This is a genomic window from Mesorhizobium carmichaelinearum (assembly GCF_900199455.1).
GTDB lineage: Bacteria > Pseudomonadota > Alphaproteobacteria > Rhizobiales > Rhizobiaceae > Mesorhizobium > Mesorhizobium carmichaelinearum.
Map to the genome: position 1 here is coordinate 143,168 of NZ_FZQR01000006.1, position 22,314 is coordinate 165,481.

17 protein-coding genes are annotated in these 22,314 nt (G+C 63.6%); 5 read left to right on the top strand and 12 right to left on the bottom strand.

Annotated features, from left to right (window positions below; translation table 11 throughout):
- Positions 1 to 5 precede the first annotated feature (5 nt).
- Positions 6 to 1,403 carry an NAD(P)(+) transhydrogenase (Re/Si-specific) subunit beta gene (locus CKW40_RS15830; RefSeq protein WP_095200829.1) on the top strand — a complete coding sequence of 466 codons (1,398 nt, stop codon included), beginning with the start codon at positions 6 to 8 and terminating at the stop codon, positions 1,401 to 1,403.
- Positions 1,404 to 1,478: 75 nt separating this feature from the next.
- Here CKW40_RS15830 and CKW40_RS15835 read toward each other — a convergent pair whose 3' ends face one another.
- Positions 1,479 to 2,396 carry a hypothetical protein gene (locus CKW40_RS15835; RefSeq protein ID WP_095200830.1) on the bottom strand — a complete coding sequence of 306 codons (918 nt, stop codon included), beginning with the start codon at positions 2,394 to 2,396 and terminating at the stop codon, positions 1,479 to 1,481.
- Positions 2,397 to 2,716: 320 nt separating this feature from the next.
- Between CKW40_RS15835 and CKW40_RS15840 the strand changes: the two genes are divergently transcribed.
- The gene (locus CKW40_RS15840) at positions 2,717 to 3,865 is read left to right on the top strand and encodes an alpha/beta hydrolase family protein (protein WP_095200831.1); all 1,149 of its coding nucleotides are present in this window, start codon (positions 2,717 to 2,719) and stop codon (positions 3,863 to 3,865) included.
- 79 nt (positions 3,866 to 3,944) lie between these two features.
- Here CKW40_RS15840 and gyrB read toward each other — a convergent pair whose 3' ends face one another.
- The 4 genes from gyrB to CKW40_RS15860 form a co-directional block, all read right to left on the bottom strand.
- Complete coding sequence (gene gyrB / locus CKW40_RS15845) at positions 3,945 to 6,416, bottom strand: DNA topoisomerase (ATP-hydrolyzing) subunit B (protein WP_095200832.1); 2,472 nt, start codon at positions 6,414 to 6,416, stop codon at positions 3,945 to 3,947.
- Positions 6,417 to 6,561: 145 nt separating this feature from the next.
- Positions 6,562 to 9,225, bottom strand: a complete 2,664-nt coding sequence (locus tag CKW40_RS15850) for a caspase family protein (protein WP_244571195.1) — start codon at positions 9,223 to 9,225, stop codon at positions 6,562 to 6,564.
- 87 nt (positions 9,226 to 9,312) lie between these two features.
- Positions 9,313 to 11,946 (bottom strand): caspase family protein, encoded by a 2,634-nt coding sequence (locus tag CKW40_RS15855; RefSeq protein ID WP_244571196.1) that lies wholly within the window; start codon positions 11,944 to 11,946, stop codon positions 9,313 to 9,315.
- A gap of 89 nt (positions 11,947 to 12,035) precedes the next feature.
- On the bottom strand, positions 12,036 to 12,605 hold the full coding sequence (locus tag CKW40_RS15860) for an NADPH-dependent FMN reductase (RefSeq protein ID WP_095201032.1): 570 nt from the start codon (positions 12,603 to 12,605) through the stop codon (positions 12,036 to 12,038).
- Between the two features lie 199 nt (positions 12,606 to 12,804).
- Here CKW40_RS15860 and CKW40_RS15865 point away from each other — a divergent pair, with 199 nt between their 5' ends.
- Entirely contained in the window at positions 12,805 to 14,178 is a 1,374-nt protein-coding gene (locus tag CKW40_RS15865) for a cytochrome P450 (protein ID WP_095201033.1), read from the top strand.
- A gap of 21 nt (positions 14,179 to 14,199) precedes the next feature.
- Here the strand turns inward: CKW40_RS15865 and CKW40_RS15870 are convergent, their stop codons facing one another.
- From CKW40_RS15870 to CKW40_RS15900, 7 genes are all read right to left on the bottom strand, one after another.
- Complete coding sequence (locus CKW40_RS15870) at positions 14,200 to 15,177, bottom strand: complex I NDUFA9 subunit family protein (RefSeq protein WP_095201034.1); 978 nt, start codon at positions 15,175 to 15,177, stop codon at positions 14,200 to 14,202.
- 110 nt (positions 15,178 to 15,287) lie between these two features.
- Positions 15,288 to 15,740: a DoxX family protein gene (locus CKW40_RS15875; protein WP_095200833.1), complete on the bottom strand. Its 453-nt coding sequence runs from the start codon at positions 15,738 to 15,740 to the stop codon at positions 15,288 to 15,290.
- A gap of 334 nt (positions 15,741 to 16,074) precedes the next feature.
- The gene (locus CKW40_RS15880) at positions 16,075 to 17,076 is read right to left on the bottom strand and encodes an Ldh family oxidoreductase (RefSeq protein WP_095200834.1); all 1,002 of its coding nucleotides are present in this window, start codon (positions 17,074 to 17,076) and stop codon (positions 16,075 to 16,077) included.
- A gap of 101 nt (positions 17,077 to 17,177) precedes the next feature.
- Positions 17,178 to 17,987 (bottom strand): ABC transporter permease, encoded by an 810-nt coding sequence (locus CKW40_RS15885; protein WP_095201035.1) that lies wholly within the window; start codon positions 17,985 to 17,987, stop codon positions 17,178 to 17,180.
- Complete coding sequence (locus CKW40_RS15890) at positions 17,987 to 18,652, bottom strand: ABC transporter permease (RefSeq protein WP_095200835.1); 666 nt, start codon at positions 18,650 to 18,652, stop codon at positions 17,987 to 17,989. Before CKW40_RS15890 ends, CKW40_RS15885 begins: the two co-directional genes overlap by 1 nt.
- A gap of 197 nt (positions 18,653 to 18,849) precedes the next feature.
- Positions 18,850 to 19,647 carry a transporter substrate-binding domain-containing protein gene (locus CKW40_RS15895; RefSeq protein ID WP_095200836.1) on the bottom strand — a complete coding sequence of 266 codons (798 nt, stop codon included), beginning with the start codon at positions 19,645 to 19,647 and terminating at the stop codon, positions 18,850 to 18,852.
- Between the two features lie 54 nt (positions 19,648 to 19,701).
- On the bottom strand, positions 19,702 to 20,517 hold the full coding sequence (locus CKW40_RS15900) for an ABC transporter ATP-binding protein (RefSeq protein ID WP_095200837.1): 816 nt from the start codon (positions 20,515 to 20,517) through the stop codon (positions 19,702 to 19,704).
- A gap of 214 nt (positions 20,518 to 20,731) precedes the next feature.
- Between CKW40_RS15900 and CKW40_RS15905 the strand changes: the two genes are divergently transcribed.
- Together CKW40_RS15905 and CKW40_RS15910 are read left to right on the top strand one after the other, a co-directional pair.
- Complete coding sequence (locus CKW40_RS15905; protein WP_095200838.1) at positions 20,732 to 21,604, top strand: dimethylarginine dimethylaminohydrolase family protein; 873 nt, start codon at positions 20,732 to 20,734, stop codon at positions 21,602 to 21,604.
- On the top strand, positions 21,574 to 22,251 hold the full coding sequence (locus CKW40_RS15910; RefSeq protein ID WP_095201036.1) for a TetR family transcriptional regulator C-terminal domain-containing protein: 678 nt from the start codon (positions 21,574 to 21,576) through the stop codon (positions 22,249 to 22,251). Before CKW40_RS15905 ends, CKW40_RS15910 begins: the two co-directional genes overlap by 31 nt.
- Positions 22,252 to 22,314 lie beyond the last annotated feature (63 nt).

Sequence of the window (22,314 nt, forward strand, 5' to 3'; positions counted from 1 at the left end):
GCGCCATGAACGCCAACTTCGCCTCCTTCCTCTATCTGGTTTCCGGCGTCCTGTTCATCATGGCGCTGCGTGGCCTGTCGCATCCGACCACCAGCCGTCAGGGCAATCTCTACGGCATGATCGGCATGGGCATTGCCATCGCCACCACGCTGGCGCTGGCGACCCCGTCGGCAGGCCGCTTCGGCCTGATTGTGCTTGGCCTTGCCATTGGCGGCGGTGTCGGCGCCGTCACCGCGCGCCGCATCGCCATGACCTCGATGCCACAACTGGTCGCCGCCTTCCACTCGCTGGTCGGCCTCGCCGCGGTCATGGTGGCTGCAGCCGCCATCTATGCGCCGGAAAGTTTTGGCATCGGCACGAATGGAGATATCCACGCCCAGGCCCTGATCGAGATGAGCCTTGGCGTTGCCATCGGCGCCATCACCTTCACCGGCTCGGTCATCGCCTTCCTCAAGCTCGATGGCCGTATGTCCGGCAAGCCGATCATGATCGGCGGCCGCCACTTCATCAACGCCGCGCTTGGCATCGCCCTGATCGTTTTGATCATCCTGCTCGTCACCACCGAGTCAAAACTGGTCTTCTGGCTGATTGTCGCCGCCTCGCTGGTGCTCGGTATTCTCCTGATCATCCCGATCGGCGGCGCCGACATGCCGGTCGTCGTCTCGATGCTGAATTCCTACTCGGGCTGGGCCGCCGCGGCACTTGGCTTCACGCTAGGCAACCTGGCGCTGATCATCACCGGCGCGCTGGTCGGTTCGTCCGGTGCGATCCTGTCCTACATCATGTGCAAGGGCATGAACCGCAGCTTCATCTCGGTCATCCTCGGCGGCTTCGGCGGCGAGACCGCGGCGGCGGCCGACGACGGCATCGAGCGCACGGTCAAGCAGGGTTCGGCCGATGATGCAGCCTATCTGATGATGAACGCCCAAAAAGTCATCATCGTGCCGGGCTACGGCATGGCGGTCGCGCAGGCGCAGCACGCGTTGCGCGAAATGGCCGACAAGCTCAAGGCCAATGGCGTCGATGTGAAATACGCCATCCACCCGGTCGCCGGCCGCATGCCCGGCCACATGAACGTGCTCTTGGCCGAAGCCAACGTGCCCTACGACGAAGTGTTCGAGCTCGAGGACATCAATTCGGAGTTCGCGCAGGCTGATGTCGCCTATGTCATCGGCGCCAACGACGTCACCAATCCTTCGGCCCGCGATGACAAGTCGTCGCCGATCTACGGCATGCCGATCCTCGACGTCGACAAGGCGCGCACCTGCCTGTTCGTCAAGCGCTCGCTCGGCTCCGGCTATGCCGGCATCGACAACACGCTGTTCTATAAGGACGGCACCATGATGCTGCTCGGCGACGCCAAGAAAATGACCGAGGAAATCGTCAAGGCCATGGATCACTGATCCGGCCGATCGGCGGAAACGGCAAAGAGCCCGGCTTTGAAGCCGGGCTCTTTCATTTCTGGCGCAAGCCTGGGTTCAGCGGGTGGTCAGGAAAACCGCTTCCTCTTCGTCGCGCTGCCTGCCGCCGAGAGCGGCCGCGGCACTGGCGATGAAGGCGCCGATGACCAGCGACAAGGCGCCGAGCAGGGCAAACGTCGCGCTGCCTTTCCGGGCTGTGTCGGCGGCCTGCTTGGCCTTGACCTTGGCGTCCTCGACCTTGGCGACCAGGGCATCGACACGCACCTTGGCGTCGCCCTCGGACAGCCCGGTGCGGGCAGCAACCAGTTGCGACAGATAGGTCTTGTCGTCGGCGGAAATCTCGCCCGCCGCCGCACTGGCGATCAGGATGCGCGAGGCCTCTCCGACTGCGGCAGCATCACCGTCAGAATTGGCAGCCGCAAGCTTGGCCGGATCGGCCGGACGGAACAGCGAATCCACCAGATAGGAGGTCGCATTGTCGGCCGATGCGCTGCCGGTCTTGGCCGAGACACCAGCCGATGCGCCCATGGCGGCGCCCGATGCTACGGTTGAGACAGCCTGTACACCTGAGCCCAGGGCTGCGGATAGCGCCGAGCCGAGCACGCCGACAACGAGCAGCGTCGCCAATGCCCAGGCAAGGAAGCCATGAGCGGTGTCGCGGAAATACACTTCGTCAGTGTGGACGCCGACCCATTTGGTGCGCAGGCGTCCGGCAAGGTAGCCGCCGACGCCGGAGGACAGCCATTGCACGATGACCAGCCAGATGGCGGTCGACACCGCAAAAGTGGTGACCGATGCGCCAGAGCCCGACCATGGCGAAACCATGCTGAGCCCGAGACCCGAGCCGAGCAGCATGAGGATGAAGGTCAGCGTCGAAGCCGCGAAAGCGCCGGCGATGATCGGTCCCCAGCTGACGGCTGTAGCGGAGGATTCTTCTGAAGCGGATAGGTCGATAGCCGATATGGTGGGCTGCATCAACGCCCCCTACCGTACGAACAGCATGATGAGGATGATGATCGGGATCGGAATACCGAGCAACCAGAGCAAAATGCCACGTCCCATGAAGGCCTCCTGTGAGAAATTATGATCGATGTTGTCACAATGTCCCGAGAGGACTTCCGTTCCGGCAGGCTATAAAATGATTTTGTTTGCCGGCGAGGGAACAATTCGAAGCCCCGCTTCGCACCAATGTCTCAAGCGATCATGTTGTTGTGATTTGACCCATAGGTCGAGTCGGGCAAAAGCGGAAATCCGGACGAATTTTCTTCGAAGCGCCTTGCCGGTTAGGAAGACGAATGACTCTGAGGAAATTCCAGAAGAAGCAAAAAGCAAAAGTCCAGCGGCTTTGGGGTCCTGACTGTGGGCTGCGCCCGGCAATTTTCGCCGGCCTGGTCTTGCTCTCTGGTCTGTTCACCTGGGGCGCGACCCCGGCAGTTGCAGCCGGTACACCGACTGGCACGACATCGGCCAGTTCGGCTGCCGAGGACACCGCGCATCTTTCTGCCGTGGGCTTTGAAGTCGTTCGCGTTCCCAACGGCAGCGAACCGCCGCTGGCTGCCGGTATCTGGTACCCGACTTCAGCCGAACCGCGCGATGTGCCGCTGGAAAACTTCAAGCAACACGTCGCGCCTTCCGGCCCGGTAAAAGGCCGTGCGCTGCCGCTTATCGTGATCTCGCATGGCGGCGGCGGATCCTATGCAGGTCACTATGATACGGCGATCGCGTTGGCGAGAGCCGGCTTCATCGTCGCCGCGGTCAGCCATGCCGGCGATACCTACGACGACCAGAGCAAGGTGCTGATGCTATGGCGCCGGCCTGCCCAGCTAAGCCGGCTGATCGATTTCATGCTGACGGACTGGCAGGGACATGCAGACATCGATCCGCAGCGCATCGGCGCCTTCGGATTCTCGAATGGCGGCTTCACCGTGCTCGTCGAAGCGGGGGGAATACCCAACCTCGACAGGATCGACCCATACTGCGCGGCAAATCCCCAGCACGATCTTTGCACCACGCTGGCGAAAGCCGGGGTCCATTCCGTTGCCGAAGCGGCCCAGCCACCGCCGGATGCGTGGAAGTCTGATCTGCGGATCCGCGCCATCGCAGCCGCCGCGCCGGCGTTCGGCTTCACCTTCGACCGCGCCGGCCTTGCTTCGGTTCAGATCCCGGTGCTCCTATGGCGCGCGGCCAACGACCAGCATCAACCCGATCCCTGGTATGAAGAACCCATCCGTGCGGCGCTGCCTCGACCGCCAGAGTATCATGTCGAACCGCTGGCGGGTCACTATGCGTTCCTGCCGCCTTGCAGCACTCGCCTGCGCGCCATTGCGCCCATAGCTTGCGTTGACGCACCCGGCTTCGACCGGGCAGCGTTTCATCAGCGCCTCAACGCCGCCCTGGCAAGCTTCTTCAGCTCATCGCTGCAGTCTCAAAGCGCGTCGCACTGAAACGGTTTCAGCCGACGCGCTTTAAGCTCTTGTGCATCTCGTTCGCCCAAAACCGCTGCGCAGTATTGGCCGGCCGGCATCAAATATCCAGATTGGCGACCGACAGTGCGTTGTCCTGGATGAATTCGCGCCGCGGCTCGACCTCGTCGCCCATCAGCCGCGAGAACAGCGAGTCGGCATCGGTCGCGTCATTGACCTTGACCTGCAGCAGCGAACGCACATTCGGATCGAGCGTGGTTTCCCACAGCTGCTCGGCATTCATCTCGCCGAGACCCTTGTAGCGCTGCATGGTCAGGCCCTTGCGGCCGGTCGCAAAGACGGCGTTGAGCAGCGCCAGCGGGCCCGAGACGGTTTCGGACACATCCTTGCGGCGCAGCACCGGTGGCGTCCCGTAGACCTCGCTCAGGCGCTGCGCGTAGCGGTCGAGCTGGCGGGCATCGGCCGAATTGATCAGCCCCATGTCGAGATGGGCGTATTCCTTGACGCTGCGCACCGTGCGCTCGAAGACATAGCCGCCGCTGCCGTCATTCGAGGTCGACATGCGGCCGGTCCAGCCGCGCTCCGTGTCCTCGGCGATGATGTCGAGACGTTGTGCGATCCGCTCCGCCATGGCGTTGGCACGGCCGAGATCGCCGAAGACCTCGGGGTTGAGCCCGCCGGCGATCGCGGCCTGTTCGACCACGCCTCTGTTGTAGCGCGTGTGCAGGCCGTTGATGAGCTGGCGCACAGCGAGCGCATCGTCAACGGCACCGCGCAGATCCTGCCCGGTCCGTACTTCGCCTGAACCCATCGTGAGCGAAGCTTCCTCCAGTCCGGATTCGATCAGGAACTCCTCGAAGGCGCTTTCGTTCTTGATGTATTGCGAGCTCTTGCCGCGCGTCACCTTATAGAGCGGTGGCTGGGCGATGTAGAGATGGCCGCGCTCGATCAGCTCCGGCATCTGCCGGAAGAAGAAGGTGAGCAGCAAGGTTCTGATATGGGCGCCGTCGACGTCGGCGTCGGTCATCAGGATGATCTTGTGGTAGCGCAGCTTGTCGGCGTTGAACTCGTCCTTGCCGATCGAGGTGCCGAGCGCGGTGATCAGCGTGCCGATCATGTCGGAGCCGAGCATGCGGTCGAAACGGGCCCGCTCGACATTGAGGATTTTGCCGCGCAACGGCAGGATCGCCTGGTTCTGACGCGAACGGCCGCCCTTGGCCGAGCCTCCGGCCGAGTCGCCCTCGACGATGAAGATCTCGGATTTCGCCGGATCGCGTTCCTGGCAGTCGGCGAGCTTGCCGGGCAGCGAGGTGACGCCGAGCGAGCTCTTGCGGGTGATGTCGCGCGCCTTGCGTGCGGCTTCGCGCGCCGCCGCGGCCTGGATCACCTTGTCGATGACCACCTTGCCTTCGGTCGGATGCTCTTCCAGCCAAGTGCCGAGCGCCTCGTTGACCAGCCCCTCGACCACCGGACGGACTTCCGACGAAACCAGCTTGTCCTTGGTCTGCGACGAGAATTTCGGGTCGGGAACCTTGACCGACAGCACCGCCGTCAGCCCTTCGCGGCAATCGTCGCCGATCAGCGAGACCTTTTCCTTCTTGGTCAGGCCCGAGGATTCGCCATAGCCGGTGATCTGGCGCGTCAGCGCGCCTCGGAAGCCGGCCAGATGGGTTCCGCCATCGCGCTGCGGGATGTTGTTGGTGAAGGCCAGGACATTCTCATGGTAGCTGTCGTTCCACCACATCGCCACTTCGACGGTGATGCCGTCGCGCTCGGCCTTGATGGCAATCGGCTTCTCGATCAGCGGTTTCTTGACCCGATCGAGATATTTGACGAACTCTTCCAGCCCGCCATCGTAGTGCAACTCATGCCGCACGATGTCGGCGTGGCGGGCATCGGTCAGAATGATGCGCACGCCGGAATTGAGGAAGGCGAGCTCGCGCAGCCGGTGCTCCAGCGTGCCGAAGTCGAACTCGACCATGGTGAAGGTCTCGGCCGACGGAAAGAAGGTGATCTGGCTGCCGCTGCGGCCCTCATAGGTGCCCGGCTGCTTGTCCTGCTCGTAGCTGCCGGTCGCCTTCAATGGCGCATCGGCATTGCCGTGCGTGAAGCTCATCTCGAAGATCTGGCCGTTGCGGCGGATCTTGAGTTTCAGCCATGCCGAAAGCGCGTTGACCACCGAGACGCCGACGCCATGCAGGCCGCCCGACACCTTGTACGAGTTCTGGTCGAATTTGCCGCCGGCATGCAGCTGCGTCATGATCACTTCAGCCGCGGAAATGCCTTCGCCGGTGTGGATATCGGTCGGAATGCCGCGGCCATTGTCGATCACCGTCACTGATCCATCGGGGTTGAGCGTCACGGTGACGAGGTCGGCGTGGCCGGCCAGGGCTTCGTCGATGGCGTTGTCGACCACCTCATAGACCATGTGATGCAGGCCGGAACCGTCGTCAGTGTCGCCGATATACATGCCGGGGCGTTTGCGGACGGCGTCCAACCCCTTCAAAACCTTGATGGAATCGGCGCCGTATTCGGCTTCTGCGCCGTTTGAGTTCTCGGTCTGGTCGCTCATGAAAACCTGTTGTCTAGATGCCGCTTGTACAGCGCGAAAAATCGGCCCCGAATCGCGCGTCTGATATCGACTAGATATAGGCGCTAAAGGCGGTTTTTCCAAGGTTTGCGGGCATTTCCGGGCCGAATCCCGGGCTGGCAGCCGGCTATTTTTTTCGAGCCCCGAATTTGGCGAGAAGGTCGCGCAAATATTTGATCGTGGATTTGTCCCGGGGCGCCAGCCGGCCCGTGCGGTCGAGCTCCAGCGTCAGGTTCAGCGCCTTGTTCAGAACGGCCTTCGGATCCTTCGCCACATAGGCATAGTTGATGTAGGCCTGCACCAGATCGAATTGCCAGATTGCATTGTTCGGATCGGACTGGGCCAGTTTCTGGCGGATGCCGAGGCTGGCTTCGAAGGCCTTTTTGGAGCCCTCCAAGTGGCGCTGCTTGGTCTCCAGCATGCCGATTTCCGCCAGCGTGATCGACAGGTCGCGCTGCCAGTCGGAATTGCCCGGGTCGAGCTTGGCCAGCCGGCCGGCAATGGCAAAACTGTCCTGATAGTTTTGCAGTGCGCCGCTGACATCGCCCTGGGCATCAAGCACGCCGGCAACCTTTTCCAGACAGATCGACAGGTCACGCTGCCATTCGGTGTTGCCAGGGTCTCCCGCGGCCAGATCGCGCGCTACGGCCAGCGCTTGCCGATAGGAAGCCAGCGCTGCCGGCCAGTTCTCCTGGTCGTTGAGCGCGTTGCCGATCTTGGCGTAACTGATCGACAGGTCGCGCTTCAGGTCGGTATCGTTGGGGTCACGGCGCACCATGTCTTCGGCGATCGCCTGGCTCTTGGTGTAGGCCACGAGCGCACCGGCGGCGTCGCCGCGCAGGCGCAGCACGTCACCGATCCTGTCGTGGCTAACGGAAACGGCGCGCTGGCGCTCAGGGTCATCGGGTTTGTTCTCGGCCAGCACAAGCCGAATTCTCAGGCTCTCTTCAAAGGCCGTCTGGGCGCTGTCCAACTGGCCGGCGGTACGGGCAAGGTCGCCGATTTCGTCATAGGTTATGGTCAGGTCGCGCAGCAGATAGGCACTGTTCGGCTCGGCATCGGCCAATTTCTGCTTGATCAACAGGCTTTGCTGGTAGGCCTTGGCCGCCGCACCCACATCGCCTTGCGTCGCCAGCACGCCGATCTTGTCATTGGCCATGGCAAGATCCCCGAGCCAGTCTTTCTTGTCCGGCATGCCTGCAGTCAGCTCCTGCAGCATGCCCCTGGCCGCCTTATAGTTCTCCAGCGAGGTTGGCAGGTCGCCTTGCGCCATCTCAGTGTTGGCGAGCTTGATATGGGCGATGGCGAGATCGCGCTTGACGCTTGGGTCGGTTTCCTGACGCGACCGCTGCTCGAGATTGGCCAACAGCGCGGTGAAGGCGCGGCCGGCCGCCTCGACATTGCCCACCGTCGTATAGAGAATACCGAGTTCCTCCAGCGTTCGGCTCTGGCGGTCGGCTTGTTCCAGGTTGAGCGAGGTCTGCCCGGCCTCGCCATACAGCGCCAGCACCGATTCATAGTCACCAATGGCCGTGGCGTAGTCGAGGTCGGCGCGCGCCGCACCACCGGAGAGGAAGCGCGTCGCGGCCTCGGACAGGGTTCGGCTGACGAAATTGACCTTCAGCGCCTGGCGCGAAACATTGTCGATGTCGGCGGCCTTGGCGAGCAGGGCGCGGGCGCCGTCGAAGGCACCGAGCGCAAGCTGCTCCTCGGCCCGCCGGCGCAGCTCCGTCACCTCCGGATCGTCGGAGGCGAGCGTCTTCATTTCGCTGCGCACCTTGACGAAAGCGTCGGCCGCCTCGCGCAGCCGGGCGTTCAGGCTGTCGGCAGAGAGATGGCTGGTGTCGGTGCCGATCAGCGCGCCATAGAGCGGCGCCAGCGGCATGTCGGCATCGCTGGCGATCTGCTCGACCTCGCCGCGCATTTCCGGTGTAACATCGGCCATGGCCAGCAGCAGCCGTTCGCGCTCTGGCAGTTGCTCCTTGGCCGCAGCAGCGAAGAACAGTTTCGGCAAGCCGCTTTCGACATAAGGCAGCTGCTTGCCGCGTGTGAGGTCATAGACCTCCTGCTGCACCAAGGTCAGCACCGAGCGGATTTCGAGCCCGTCCGTGCCGAGATATTTGGTCAGCGCCGTGGTGAAGGGGGAATTCTGGCCGCTGCCGTCGGCGGCCGTCTCGCCGGGTGCGGCCGAAAAGGCGAACAGGATGTTTTCCGCGCGCCCGACGCGGCCGAGACCTGGCTTGACCTTGTCGGCGACATCCTTTGCCAGCGAGGTCGCGCCGCGCCCGCCGCCACTGCCTCCCGAGAACGGATCGCTGCGGCAGGCGTCGAGCACGATCAGCCCGACCTTGGCGGTGGCGGCGACCGCGGCGCGCACTTCCTCCAGCGGCAGGCTGGTCTTGTCCAGTTGATCGAGCGAGGACGCATCGGCGTCGACGGGCAGCAGCCGGTTGTCGCCCGAGATTTCGACGCCATGGCCGGAGAAATAGACCAGGGCCACATCGGCGCCCTTGGCATCGTCGCGAAAATCGTCGAGCGCGCGCCGCATACGCCGGAGGTCGCGGTTGGTTTCGAGCACCACCTCGAAACCGAGCTTTTTCAGCGCCGCTTGCATCGCCTCGCCGTCGTGGATGGGATTGGCCAAAGGCCGGACCAGCCGGTAGTCGTCCTCCGCCATGACCAATGCCACGCGCCGTTCCGCCACCGCGCTGGCGGTGACCGACAAGAACAGCAGCAAGGCAAACAGCAAGCGCAAGTCGAACCGCCCCCGGCTCAGTCGTTTGCCGACCATTCCACCTCTTTATGGCACGAGCAAGCCAAGCCGAAGACCGGTTCATTCAGGCAGCGCTACCCAGCAGGGTTTCCTGTCCAGGGTCCGTCATTTGGCTGGGGCGTCCAGCAGCTTCAGCCGCTTGCGCAATTCATCGGGAATCCAGGCGTCCGCGGGCGAGAGGATGCCGGCCTGCTGCATGTCGGAGGCGATCTTGAGGGCCGCCGTCAAATTCGAGCGGACATCGAGACCCATCTCGGCCATTTTGAAATGACCGATGACCATATCGCGCAGCCACATCGAATTGTCCGGATCGATGGCGGAGAAGCGCTCGGAGATATCGAGCGACTGCTGGTAGAATTGGGTGGCGAGATCCTTGTTGCCCGATCTTGCCAGGAGATCGCCGATCTTGCCGCAATTGATCGCCAGATCGCGTTGCCAGAGGCTGTTGCTGGCGTCGTTTCCAGTCAGGGCGAGAGATGCGTCAAGTGCTGATTTGTAGGCGGTCAGCGCCGCTCCCGGCTCGCCATTCGCCAGATGTGCGTCGCCCAGCTTGCTGTAGTTGATTTCGAGATCACGCAGCCATCGCGTGTTGCTCTGGTCGGTCTTGACCAGCGATTCCCAGATGTGATTGGCCTCGTTGAACGCGGCCAGAGCCTCTGCATTTGCCTGCAGCATCAGCTGCGCGTCGCCGATGCTGTCATGAAGGATCGCGATATCCCGCTGGCCTTCGAGATTTTCCGGATCGGCGCTGGCAAGGGCCGAACTCAGGCTCAGGCCGGCCTGATAGGAAACGATGGCGTTCTTGTATTCGCCCAAGATCTGCAAGCTGTCGCCGATCTTGGTGTAGGAGACGCACAGATCGCGCTGCCAGGAGAGATTGGCGGGGTCCAGTTCGGTCAGCTTGCGCCATATCGCAAAGCCCGAACTGAAGGCGTCGAGCGCCTGGCTGTAGTCGCCCTCCATGATCAGCACGTCGCCGATCGAGTCGTGGGCCACGCCCAGCCGGCGCTGCCAGTTGATGTTGTCGGGGTCAAGTCCGACCACCCGTTTGGAAACCTCCAGCGCCTTCTGGTAATAGGGCATGGCGTCCTTGAGATTGCCCTGGGAGCGCATGACGTAGCCGATCCGGTCATAGGCAAAGGAAAGATCGCTCTGCCATTCGAGCTCGGTCGGGGCTGCGGCAGCCACCTTCTCGGCGATATCAGCCGATGCCTGGTAATCGGCAAGGCCATCGGCGAGCTTGCCCTGGGCGACGGCGGTATCGCCCATCTTGTCCAGGCTGAGCGAAACGTCCCGCTGCCAGAAAACGTTCTTCGGATCGGTGCCGGCGCGCCTTGTCGATCCTTCGTTCCATTCCTTGTAGGTCCTGGCGGCGTCATCCAGCCTGCCCAGCGTCGTATAGACATCGCCGAGCCGGGCAAGCGTGAGAAGCTGCTGCAGCCGATCGTCCGCCGGAATGTCCTCGCCATTGACCTCGCGATAGAGCGCTGTCGCCTTCTCATAGCCATCCGCGGCCAATTGATATCGGAGCAAAGCGCTTGCCGCGCCGCCTTCCAGCGAATGGGTTGCCGCTTCCGAAAGCGTGCGTTCGACATAATTGGTCTTGAGCCGCTGGCGCGAATCCTTGTCGATTCCGGCGGCCTCGGCGAGCTTGGCGCGAGCGGCATCGAACGCGCCGAGCGAGAGCTGCCGTTCCGCTTCCTGCCGCAGCTGCGTCACCGCCGGATCGCCGGAGGCGAGCGTGGTCATTTCCCGCTGCACCTTGACGAAGGCATCCGCGGCTTCCCTGAGCTTGGCCGAGCGCTGCTCGGGACCGAGCGAGGCAAGGTTCTTCGACAACAGCGCGCCATAGAGCGGCGCCAGTGGCATGTCGGCATCGCTGGCGATCTGCTCGACCTCGCCGCGCATTTCCGGCGTCACATCGGCCATGGCCAGCAGCAGCCGTTCGCGCTCCGGCAGCTGCTCCTTGGCTGCAGCAGCGAAGAACAGCTTCGGCAGTCCGCTCTCGACATAGGGTAGCTGTTTGCCCCGCGACAGGTCGTAGACCTCCTGCTGCACCAGCGTCAGCACCGAGCGGATTTCGAGCCCGTCGGTGCCGAGATATTTGGTCAGCGCGGTCGTGAACGGCGAGTTCTGGCCGGTACCGTCGGCCGCCGTCTCGCCGGGTGCGGCCGAAAAGGCAAACAGGATGTTTTCCGCGCGGCCGACGCGGCCGAGGCCCGGCTTGACCTTGTCGGCGATATCCTTCGCCAGCGAGGTCGCGCCGCGCCCGTCGCCACCGCCGCCCGAGAACGGATCGCTGCGGCAGGCATCGAGCACGATCAGCCCGACCTTGGCGGTGGCGGCGACCGCGGCGCGCACTTCCTCCAGCGGCAGGCTGGTCTTGTCCAGCGCGTCGAGCGAGGACGCGTCGGCATCGACCGGCAGCAGCCGGTTGTCGCCCGAGATTTCGACACCATGGCCGGAGAAATAGACCAGTGCGACATCGGCGCCCTTGGCATCGTCGCGGAAATCGTCGAGCGCGCGCCGCATGCGCCGCAGATCACGGTCGGTTTCGAGCACCACCTCGAAACCGAGCTTTTTCAGCGCCGCTTGCATCGCCTCGCCGTCATGGATGGGATTGGCCAAGGGCCGCACCAGCCGGTAGTCGTCCTCCGCCATGACCAGTGCCACGCGCCGCTCCGCCACCGCGGTGGCGGTGACCGACAAGAACAGCAGCATGGCAAGCAGCAAACGCACGTCGAACCGCCCCCGGCTCAGTCGCGTACTGACAATTCCACCTCTTTATGGCGCGAGCAAGCCGGGCATTTGGGCGAAGATCAGCTCTTTCAGGCTGCGCGCAGCGGTTTCAACGCCTCGCTCCAGCGCAACAACTCGTCCAGCATGGCCTTGGCGCCGCCGGTCACCTGTTCGCTGGCGCTGAAAGCGCCATTTTCGTCGAGCAGCTTCTGGTACATCGGCAGCGCGACGCCTTCCGGGATCGGCATGACCCCCACCGACGTCAGCAGCGGCTTCAGCGCCTGCGCCGCGCGCAGGCCGCCTGAGACGCCACCATAGCTGAAAATGGCGGCCGGCTTGTACTTCCATTCTCGCAGCAGGTAGTCGACGGCGTTGACGATCGCCGGGGCGGCGAAATAATTGTACTCCGGCGCTACGAAGACGAAGGCATCGGCTGCGTCGATCGCCTTCGACCACGCCTTGGTGTGATCGTTCTGATAATTGCCTAGCCTTGGATGATGCGGCTCGTCGAGCACCGGCAGGTGAAACGCGGCGATGTCGGTCAGCATCGGCTCGAATTTCCCGTGCTCGCGCGCGAATGTCTCCAGCCATTCGGCAAAAACCGGGCCGGCGCGGCCGGGCCGCGTGCTGCCGATTATGATGTTCAACTGGTGCTTCAAGGCGGGCTCCTTTCTCGGGCGGTATCTGTTGGTGACTGTCACTACGGCAGAGCGTCCCGGCGGACAAGCCGGGACATCTGGCGCAGCAGTCACGATCGGATGAACAGATCGTCTGCTTCGTGCCGTGAATTGCCTGCCGTTCGGTCACATGGACGCCCGGATCACCAGCCACTACATTAACAGAGCAGCGGAGCACTTCATGGACACTCAGCCCGCCCCCTTCGTTCCACCCGCACCGAAGCCGCGCACGTCGCCGCCTTCGACGCTGGAGATGATCCGCATCGTCTACCGCAACCCGCTCGAACTGTGGGGCGAGCCGACCTACAACGAACCCTGGATATCGGTGAATGGCGTTGGCGGGCATCTGGTCATCGCCAACGATCCCGGCCTCATCCGCCATGTGCTGGTCGACAACGCCAAGAACTACAAGATGGCGACGGTGCGCCAGAAGATCCTGCGGCCGATCCTGCGCGATGGCCTGCTGACCGCCGAGGGCGAGGTGTGGAAGCGGTCGCGCAAGGCGATGGCGCCGGTGTTCACGCCGCGCCACATCTTCGGCTTTGCCCAGCCGATGCTGAAGCGCACGCTGGAGTTTGTCACCCGCTACGAGGACGGCGGCACGTCCGACATCGCCCATGACATGACGCTGCTCACCTACGACATTCTGGCCGAGACGCTGTTCTCCGGCGAGATCGCGGGTGAGCCGGGCAGTTTCGCCAATGAGATCGACCGTTTGTTCGAGACCATGGGCCGTGTCGATCCGCTCGATCTGCTGCGCGCGCCCGACTGGCTGCCGCGGCTCACCCGCATCCGTGGCCGCAAGACCATGGCCTATTTCCGCAAGATCGTCACCGACACCGTCAAGATGCGCGAGGAGCGTTTCAAGCGTGATCCCGATGGCGTGCCGCAGGATTTCCTGACGCTGCTGCTCAAGGCCGAAGGCCCCGACGGGCTGACGCGCTCGGAAGTCGAGGACAACATCATCACCTTCATCGGCGCCGGCCATGAGACCACCGCGCGGGCGCTGGGCTGGACGCTCTATTGCCTGGCCGAATCGCCGTGGGAGCGTAACCGCGTCGAGCAGGAGATCGACGAGGTGCTGGCGCGCGAGCCCGATCCGACGAAATGGCTCGACACCATGCCGTTGACCCGCGCGGCTTTCGATGAGGCGCTCCGGCTCTACCCGCCGGCGCCCTCGATCAACCGCGAGCCGATCGTGCCGGAGACCTGGAAGGATCTTTATATCCCCAAGCACGCGGCCGTGCTGGTCATGCCCTGGGTCGTCCATCGCCACAGGAAGCTGTGGGACAGGCCCGATGCCTTCCTGCCCGAGCGCTTCCACCCGGGAAACCGCGAAAAGATCGACCGCTTCCAGTATCTGCCGTTTGGCGCCGGCCCGCGTGTCTGTATCGGCGCCAGCTTCGCCATGCAGGAGGCGATCATCGCGCTCGCCATCCTGTTGTCGCGCTTCCGCTTCGATACCACGGCCGAGACCAAGCCCTGGCCGGTGCAGAAACTGACCACGCAGCCGCAAGGTGGGTTGCCGATGCAGGTCACACCGCGGCAACGTTGAAGGGCAAGGCTCTTCTGGAAATTATGCCGCTGGCTTGCGCTGCTGGAACTGGCCGGCGGCGCGGAAGCGCCAGAGGTAGCTGGGCAGGATCGTCGCGATCGATTGCGGCTGGATGCCGAGCCCGGTGAGTGTCCGGTTGGCCTTGGCGGCGGCTTCCGAAACGATGTTGTGCTCGCGCAGCTGCATCACCTGGTCCTTGGTCAGCAGCGGATTGGGCAACAGGCCGAGGATCGAGGCCTGGATGTTGGCCACCCACCACGGGACCGGAACCAAGAAGCGCTTGCGCTCGATCACGGTGAGCAGCTCTTCCATGCACTCCTTGAAGGTGAGCACATTGGGGCCGCCAAGCTCGTAGATCTGGCCGCCATTGATCTTGCCGTCGACCGAGCGCGCCACCGCCTCGGCGACGTCGCCGACATAGACCGGCTGGAACTTGGTGTGGCCACCGCCGATCAGCGGCAGCACCGGCGAATAGCGCGCCATGTTGGCGAAGCGGTTGAAGAAGCTGTCTTCCGGTCCGAAATTGATCGACGGCCGCAAGATCACGGCATCAGTGATCGTCTCTAGCACGGCCTTCTCGCCAAGCGCCTTGGTGCGCGCGTAATCCGATTCGGAGCCCAGATCGGCGCCAAGTGCTGAAATATGGGTGAGCCCGGCGCCAACGGAGCGCGCGGCCTCGGCGACGGCGCGGGCGCCGAAGTCATGCACGGTGTTGAATTTCTGCCGGCCGGTCTCATGCAGGATGGCGACGAGATTGACGACATGGTCAGCGCCTTGCACGGCACGGTCGATCGACCAGCGCACCCGCACATTGGCCTGCACCGGCTGGATCTGGCCGACATTGCCAAGCGGCTGCAAGTGGCCGGCAAGATCGGGCCGCCGGCAGGCGACCCGGATGCGGTAGCCGCGCTTGGCCAGTGCGCGCACGACATGGCGGCCGACAAAGCCTGACCCGCCAAAGACGACGACGAGCTTTGGGGTTTGCAGGATTTCGGTCATGGCGGGCTCCGGCGCACGTTCCAGATGGCTTGGCTGAAGCCGTTTCATAGTCGGTTTTGCGCCAAAGGCAAAGGGTGACGCGTCGTCGCGTTACCCCCGGTTCGCGTCTGTTAGAACGTCTTGCCGATACGGGCGTCGACCGAGTGACGGTTGCCGCCACGAATGACGAAGAAGAGCAGGATCGCGGCCCACAAAAGCGACTTTTCGGCGCCCGAAAAACCCTGGCCCATGGTGACCCAATGGAACCAGACGGTCACCAGCAGCACGAACAGGCCGGCAAAAGCGGCCGGGCGCGTCAAAAACCCGAGGGCGATGAAAATGCCGCCGAAAAACTCGGTGCAGGCCAAAAGCAACGACCAGAAGGCGCCCGGATAGAAGCCGAGGCCTTCGACCATCTCGGCGGCGCCGAAGGGATCGGTGATCTTCTGCGAGCCATGGATGGTAAGGAACGCGCCGGCGACGACGCGCAGCACGGTTTCGCCGGCGTCATGCAGCGACGAATACAGGCGGCCGAGCGCCGGAATGATTAGTCTGCCGCGGGAAGCGTCGGTGGTTACGGACATCGTAGCTCCTGTCTGGTGAGTATCCCCTCGCAAACGCCCGATGGCTCCCGTCAAGTCAAGTTAACAAAAGTTAACTTTCACAATCATGTTTATGTGCAGGACGAAACGCAGAAAACCCCGCCGAAGCGGGGTTTTCCGGGTGAGGTTCATGTCGAAACCAGGGTCCAACGAGGCGGCCTGACCTGAGACGGTATCAGCGTGGCGTGAGACGCCCGCCCCAGCCCTGGACGCATCCGACACAAGACACCGACCGGGCAAACCCGACCCGGACAGTCATAGGTCGTCGCGACACGCGCAAAGGTTCACAAAGGCGCGGAAAAATTCGTCGATTTCTTCAGGCCGAATAGCGCTCGGCGAATTCGGAAATACGCTGCACCACCGCCTTGGGCGCGGTGATGCCGCGCGCCTGTGCCTTCTCGGCGGCTTCCGCCCGGGCACGGCCCGGCACATGCACGCCATAGCGGCGGCGCAGGCGGTCGAGCTGGTCCTTCATCCGCTGCTCGAAATCCGGGTCGAGCAGCTTGGGCTCGATGGCCAGCACGAACAGGCCGGTTCCGGGGCTGTCCGGCCCGCCGCTGAACCAGGGCGCATCGAGTGACCAGTTGGCGCCGGAAATGCCCGCCGCCAGCACTTCGACCATCAGCGCGATGTTGGCGCCGCGCTGGCCGCCAAAGGCAAGCATGGCGCCCTTCATGGCGGCGGCCGGGTCGGTGGTCGGGTTGCCGCTGGCGTCCAGCGCCCAGCCTTCGGGGATCTTCTTGCCGTCCTCGGCCGCCTTGCGGATGTTGACGAAGGCGGTGGCGCTCGACGACTGGTCGATGACCAGCGGCGCGCCGTCGGCGGCGGGCGCGGCAAACGACATCGGGTTGGTGCAGTAGACCGGCTTGATCGAGCCCGAGCCGGCAAGCACGGCCGGGCCGTTGGTGGCGGCGAAGGACACCAGCCCCTGTGCCGCCAGCCTTCCGGTGAAATAGCCGAGCGCACCGCATGTATAGGCGTTCTTCTGCGAGAAGATGGCGACGCCGAACAGTCTTGCCGCCTTGGCAAGGTCGTCGATCGTGCGGTCGAAGCCGGTATGCGCCAGCCCGCCGCGTGCGTCAGAGAGATAGACCGCCAGCGCCGGCCTCGTGATCACCGGATCGGCATTGCCGTCGATGCGCCCGGCCTCCAGCGCCTCGAGATAGTCGATGAAATGCGACAGGCCGACGCTAGAAAGCCCTTCCGCCTCGGCGGCGATGATCGACGCGGTGAGCGACTGCGCCGCCTCCTCATTGGCGCCGGCGCCGAGTGCCGCCATCCGGCACAGTCCTCTTGCCTGGTCGAGACTGAGTTGCATCGCAATAGGTTCCTAAGTGAGTAGCGAGTAGGGAGTAGCGAGTAGGGGAATAGCGAGGCGCCCCTATTCGCTACTCACTACTCGCTATTCACCACGTCTTCCTAGCCGACCTTGACCGGAATCCGCGCCTCGATCCGGCTGAGGGCCAGGACGAGAATGCCGGTGATCGCCATATAGATCAACGCCAGCAGCAGCAAGGGCTCGTAGGTGAGGTAGGTGTCCTGCCGCACCTTGCCCGCGACGGCGAAGATGTCGATCACGCTGATCGTCGCCACCAGCGGGGTCGACTTCAACTGCAGCACGGCCTCACCGGTCAGCGTCGGCAGTGCCCGGTAGAAGGCCTGCGGCAGCCAGATGCGCCGGAAGATCTTCCAGCGGCTCATGCCGAAGGCGCGGGCGGCTTCCAACTGTCCCTTGGGCACGCCGGCAAAGGCGCCGCGCATCACTTCGCCCTCGTAACCGGCGAAGGACAGGGTGAGAGCCAGAACGCCGTACGGCCAGGCCTGTCTCAGATAAGGCCACATCCAGGAGTCGCGGATCCACGGGTACTGCGGAAACAGCGAGCCCAGCCCGTAATAGAGCAACCACAATTGCAACAGCAGCGGCGTGCCGCGGATGATGGTGCAGAAGACTTTCGCCGGTGCCGCAACCCAGATCGAACCGGCGGCCTGCGCCAGCCCGACCGGCACGGCGATCAGGAAGCCGAGCGCGCAGGTGACGGCCAGGATCCACAGGGCGCGCCAGATGCCCATCAGGCCCATTTCCCAATATTGCGGCAGCCAGTCCCAGCGCATGAAAAAGGCGGCCGACAGCACCAGCCCGAGCGCGATCAGAATGAGGACGATGCGATGCGGCTGCAGCCAGAGCGAGGCGCGCGCCGCTGTGTTGATGATGGCTGCTTCGCCCGCCATCAGCGTGCCTCCTTGATCGAAGGCATGCCGCGCCGCGCCCACTTCTCGGCGCGGCCAAGCAGGAAGTTCGAAAACAGTGTCACCGCGAGATAGAGCACGCCGGCGGCGAGATAGAAGATCAGATAGGCCTTGGTGACGCCCGCCGCCTGCCGTGTCGCCAGCGTCAGTTCGAAGAAGCCGACGACGGCCAGCAGCGCGGTGTCCTTGGTCGCGATCAGCCACAGATTGGCGAGACCTGGAATGGCAAAGGGCAGCATCGCCGGCAGCGTGATGCGCCGCAAGAGAAGGCCGGGAGACATGCCGAAGGCGCGGGCGGCTTCGATCTGGCCTTGCGGGATGGCGAGGATCGCGCCGCGCATGACCTCCGTCGAATAGGCGCCCTGGCAGAAGCCGAGCACGGCTATGCCGGCCACCAGCCCGCTAATATCGACACGCTGGTAACCGATCGCGCTCAGCACCTGGTTTATCAGGTCGGTGCCGGCATAATAGAGCAGCAGGATCAGCACCAGTTCCGGCACGGCGCGCACCACGGTGGTGTAGACCGCGAGCAGGTCGCGCACGACCGGTCCGCCGTAAAGCTTGCCATAGGCACCGCAGACCCCGATGGCAAGGCCGACGATCGTGGCGCCGACGGCAATCTCCAGCGAATGCAGCAGCCCGAGCATGAGTGTGCCGCCCCAGCCGACGGGCGCGGGCGAGAGGAGTTCGATGATGCCGGCCGCCGAGGCCGGAAGGAATGCGTCGATCAGCTTTGCCCCCGGATTGCTGGCTCTATCCGCCGACGCCAGTGGCCGGCGGCAAGCATGCGTGGGAAGCCGGAGAGCACGACTTGGCGTCGTGCCTCCGGCTCATGCGAGGGACGTCAGTTCGACTGCGCGTCGGCACCGTAGATGTCGAAATCGAAGTACTTCTTCGAGATCTCGTCATATTTGCCGTTGGCGCGGATTGCCTTGATGCCGGCGTTGATCTTTTCCTTCAGCTCGGTGTCTTCCTTGCGCACGCCGGCGCCGACGCCGGGTCCGAGCACCTCGAGATCCGGAGCCACCATGCCCTTCAGGTCGCAGCAGGCTTTGCCCTGGTCCGACTTGAGGAATTCGCCGAGCGCGATGGAATCGGCCTGCACCGCGTCGAGGCGGCCGGCGGCGAGATCCTGGTTGGCCTCGTCCTGCGTCTGGTATTCCTTGATCTCGGACGCCGTGGCGCCGAAGTGCTTCTTGGCGTAGACGGCGTGCACGGTCGACACCTGGACGCCGAGTACCTTGCCCTTCAGGTCGTCAGGCGAGGCGCCGAACTTCTGATCCTTCGGTCCGATGATCGCCGTCGGCGTGTTGTAGTACTTGTCGGAGAAGTCGATCGTCTTCTTGCGTTCGTCGGTGATCGACATCGACGAGACGATGAGGTCGATTTTCTTGGTGGTCAGCGCCGGGATGATGCCGTCCCAGGCGACAGGCGTGATGACGCAATCAAGTTTCTCCTCGGCGCACACGGCGTCGATGAACTCGATCTCCCAGCCGACCCATTTGCCCGAAGCGTCCGGCGAGGTGAAGGGCGGATAGGGTTCGGCGGCGACGCCGATCTTGACCGGATCGGCCTTGGCCACGCCCATGGCGGCGACGCCGAGCAGCAGTGCCGCGGCGAATGTCTTCAGAACAGTCTTCATTTCAAACTCCCAGTTTGTTGTTCGTTCCCGGTTTTCTTCCGTCCCGGCCTGTCCCTAGCCGATGTTGCGGATGAACTGCTTGAGCCTTTCGGATTTCGGTGCGCCGAAGATCTGCTCCGGCGGGCCTTCTTCCTCGACCAGCCCGTTGTAGAGATAGACGACGTGGGTCGCGACCTCGCGGGCAAACTTCATCTCATGGGTGACCAGCACCATGGTGCGGCCTTCGCGCGCCAGATCGCCGATCACCTTCAGCACCTCGCCGACCAGTTCCGGGTCGAGCGCCGAGGTCGGCTCGTCGAACAGCATGACGCGTGGGTTGATGGCGAGCGCGCGGGCGATCGCGGCGCGCTGCTGCTGGCCGCCTGAAAGATAGGCTGGATAAACGTCGCGCTTCTCGGCGAGTCCGACGCGCGCCAGCAGCTTTTCGGCCTGGGCGATAGCCTCGTCGCGCTTGACGCCGAGCACATGCACGGGAACTTCGATGACGTTTTCGATCAGCGTCATGTGGCTCCACAGATTGAAGTTCTGGAACACCATGCCGAGCTTGGAGCGGATGCGCTCGATCTGCCTGCGGTCGGCCGGAACGGTGTGGCCATGGCTGTCCGCCCTGAGCTTGATCTCCTCGCCATTGACGCGGATGATGCCGCTGGTTGGATTTTCCAGGCAGTTGATGCAGCGCAGCAGCGTCGATTTGCCTGAGCCCGAGCCGCCGATGATAGCGATCACCTCGCCGTCGCGCGCCGACAGCGACACGCCCTTCAGCACATGCAGCTGGCCGAATTTCTTGTGCAGGTTCTCGACATGGATGGCTTCGGCGGCGCCGTCCTGCGCCTTGCCGGATCGGACTGCGGCAGCCTCCACCGCGCTCACCGGGTGACCTCTATAGGGTCGGCGGCAGTTCGTCGAACGTCTATCTGGCTAATCAACATATACGCTGTACTGCCCCGCTCCAGACTTCAGCATGGACCCAACGGCGCGAGCCCGTCAATCCCGCTCATTACGGCACTTGCGAGCTTGTTGTGCAAGTGTATAAATAGCCTCTCATGAAATTTTTTCGATTTTTTTCAGCTAAAAAAGGGCTTCGATGAGCGCTTTCGGATCACAGTCCATGGCGGCGCCGCTGCGACGCGTGCTGATGCGGTCGGCGGCGAACGCTATGCGCAACGCCGACAGAGCTGCCTGGCACTATGGCCCAGGATTCAATCCGGCGAAAGCAGCATCGCAGCACGCGCTCCTTGCTGAACTGGTGGCGGCTTCCGGTGCCGAAATCGAATGGATCGAGGACAGGGCCGATGGGCTTTCGGATTCGGTGTTCACGCACGACCCATCGCTGATGACGGACCGCGGCGCGCTGATCCTGTCCATGGGCAAGCCCTTGCGCGCCAGCGAGCCCTCGCTGCATGAGGAGACCTACAGAAGACTGGGCATTCCGATCCTCGGCCGCCTCGAGGCTCCTGGCCAGGTCGAAGGCGGTGATTGTGTCTGGCTGGATGCCCGCACGCTGGTGATCGGGCGCGGTGTCCGCTCCAATCAGGAAGGCATCCAACAGCTTTCCAACTTGCTGACACCGCTGGGCATTTCCGTCTTCGGTTTTGACCTGCCGCTGTGGCAGGGCGAAGAGGCGTGCCTGCATCTGATGTCGGTGATCAGCCCGCTGGCCGACGACCTCGCTTTGGTCTATTCACCGCTTTTGCCGGCCCCGTTCTATCAGATGCTGAAGGCGCGCAACATCCGGCTGGTCGCAGGCGATGCCGAAGAGTTCGCGGCTTCCAACGGCCTCAGCCTGAATGTGCTGCCGACCAGCCCACACAAGGTCATTGCCGTTGCAGGCTTTCCAAAAACCAAGGCCGCGATGGAAGCCGCTGGCTGCACGGTCGAAATCTTCGAAGCGGATGCGCTCTGCATCGCCTGCGAGGGTGGGCCGACATGCCTGACGCGGCCGATCCTGCGCCAATGAATGCGCCAACCCGCCGCAGGTTCCGCCGCGAGGGCGAAGAGCGGCGGCGGCAGGATCTGATCGAGGCCACTCTGGACAGCGTGGCGGAACATGGCCTGCAGGGCGCCACCTTGCGCACCATCGCATTGCGTGCCGGCGTCACCGCCGGGCTGATCCGGCACTATTTCCCCGGCAAGGAAGAACTACTGCAGGAAGCCTATGCGGCGCTCATGGACCGCATGACCGAGCAGGCGAAAGCGGCGTTGGTCATGGAAGATGCCTCACCGCGCCAGCGCCTTGCGGCTTTCGTCACCGCCAACCTCAACGTGCCGATCATCGACGCGCGGGTGTTTTCACTCTGGGCAACCTTCATCGGCCGTGCCGGTGCGGATCCGAGCCTGGCTCGCGCCCACCGCGAAGGCTACCTTGGCTTTCGCAATGAGGTGGAAGCAGTTGTGGCCGAGGTGCTTGCCGCCGAACGGCGCACGCCGGACGCAAGCCAATTGCGCCACCATGCCATCGCGATCAATGCGATCATCGACGGACTCTGGATTGAAGGCTGCCTGGCCGGCGAGATGTTCTCGCCCGGCGAATTGGCGGCGATTGGCATCAAGACTGTCGAGGCCGAACTAGGCCTCGTGCCGCTAGAGCAAGTCCAGAAAAAGTGAGAAGCGGTTTTTCGTCCGGAATTGCGTTAAAAACAAAGAGATAAAGCGGATCGCTGTTCTGTT

Bases quoted from the DNA above. Each gene is read 5' to 3' on its own strand.
- CKW40_RS15830 (WP_095200829.1), top strand. From the start codon at position 6: ATGAACGCCAACTTCGCCTCCTTCCTCTATCTGGTTTCCGGCGTCCTG.
- CKW40_RS15835 (WP_095200830.1), bottom strand. From the start codon at position 2,396: ATGCAGCCCACCATATCGGCTATCGACCTATCCGCTTCAGAAGAATCC.
- CKW40_RS15840 (WP_095200831.1), top strand. From the start codon at position 2,717: ATGACTCTGAGGAAATTCCAGAAGAAGCAAAAAGCAAAAGTCCAGCGG.
- gyrB (WP_095200832.1), bottom strand. From the start codon at position 6,416: ATGAGCGACCAGACCGAGAACTCAAACGGCGCAGAAGCCGAATACGGC.
- CKW40_RS15850 (WP_244571195.1), bottom strand. From the start codon at position 9,225: ATGGTCGGCAAACGACTGAGCCGGGGGCGGTTCGACTTGCGCTTGCTG.
- CKW40_RS15865 (WP_095201033.1), top strand. From the start codon at position 12,805: ATGGACACTCAGCCCGCCCCCTTCGTTCCACCCGCACCGAAGCCGCGC.
- CKW40_RS15870 (WP_095201034.1), bottom strand. From the start codon at position 15,177: ATGACCGAAATCCTGCAAACCCCAAAGCTCGTCGTCGTCTTTGGCGGG.
- CKW40_RS15875 (WP_095200833.1), bottom strand. From the start codon at position 15,740: ATGTCCGTAACCACCGACGCTTCCCGCGGCAGACTAATCATTCCGGCG.
- CKW40_RS15880 (WP_095200834.1), bottom strand. From the start codon at position 17,076: ATGCAACTCAGTCTCGACCAGGCAAGAGGACTGTGCCGGATGGCGGCA.
- CKW40_RS15885 (WP_095201035.1), bottom strand. From the start codon at position 17,987: ATGGCGGGCGAAGCAGCCATCATCAACACAGCGGCGCGCGCCTCGCTC.
- CKW40_RS15890 (WP_095200835.1), bottom strand. From the start codon at position 18,652: ATGCTCGGGCTGCTGCATTCGCTGGAGATTGCCGTCGGCGCCACGATC.
- CKW40_RS15895 (WP_095200836.1), bottom strand. From the start codon at position 19,647: ATGAAGACTGTTCTGAAGACATTCGCCGCGGCACTGCTGCTCGGCGTC.
- CKW40_RS15905 (WP_095200838.1), top strand. From the start codon at position 20,732: ATGAGCGCTTTCGGATCACAGTCCATGGCGGCGCCGCTGCGACGCGTG.
- CKW40_RS15910 (WP_095201036.1), top strand. From the start codon at position 21,574: ATGCCTGACGCGGCCGATCCTGCGCCAATGAATGCGCCAACCCGCCGC.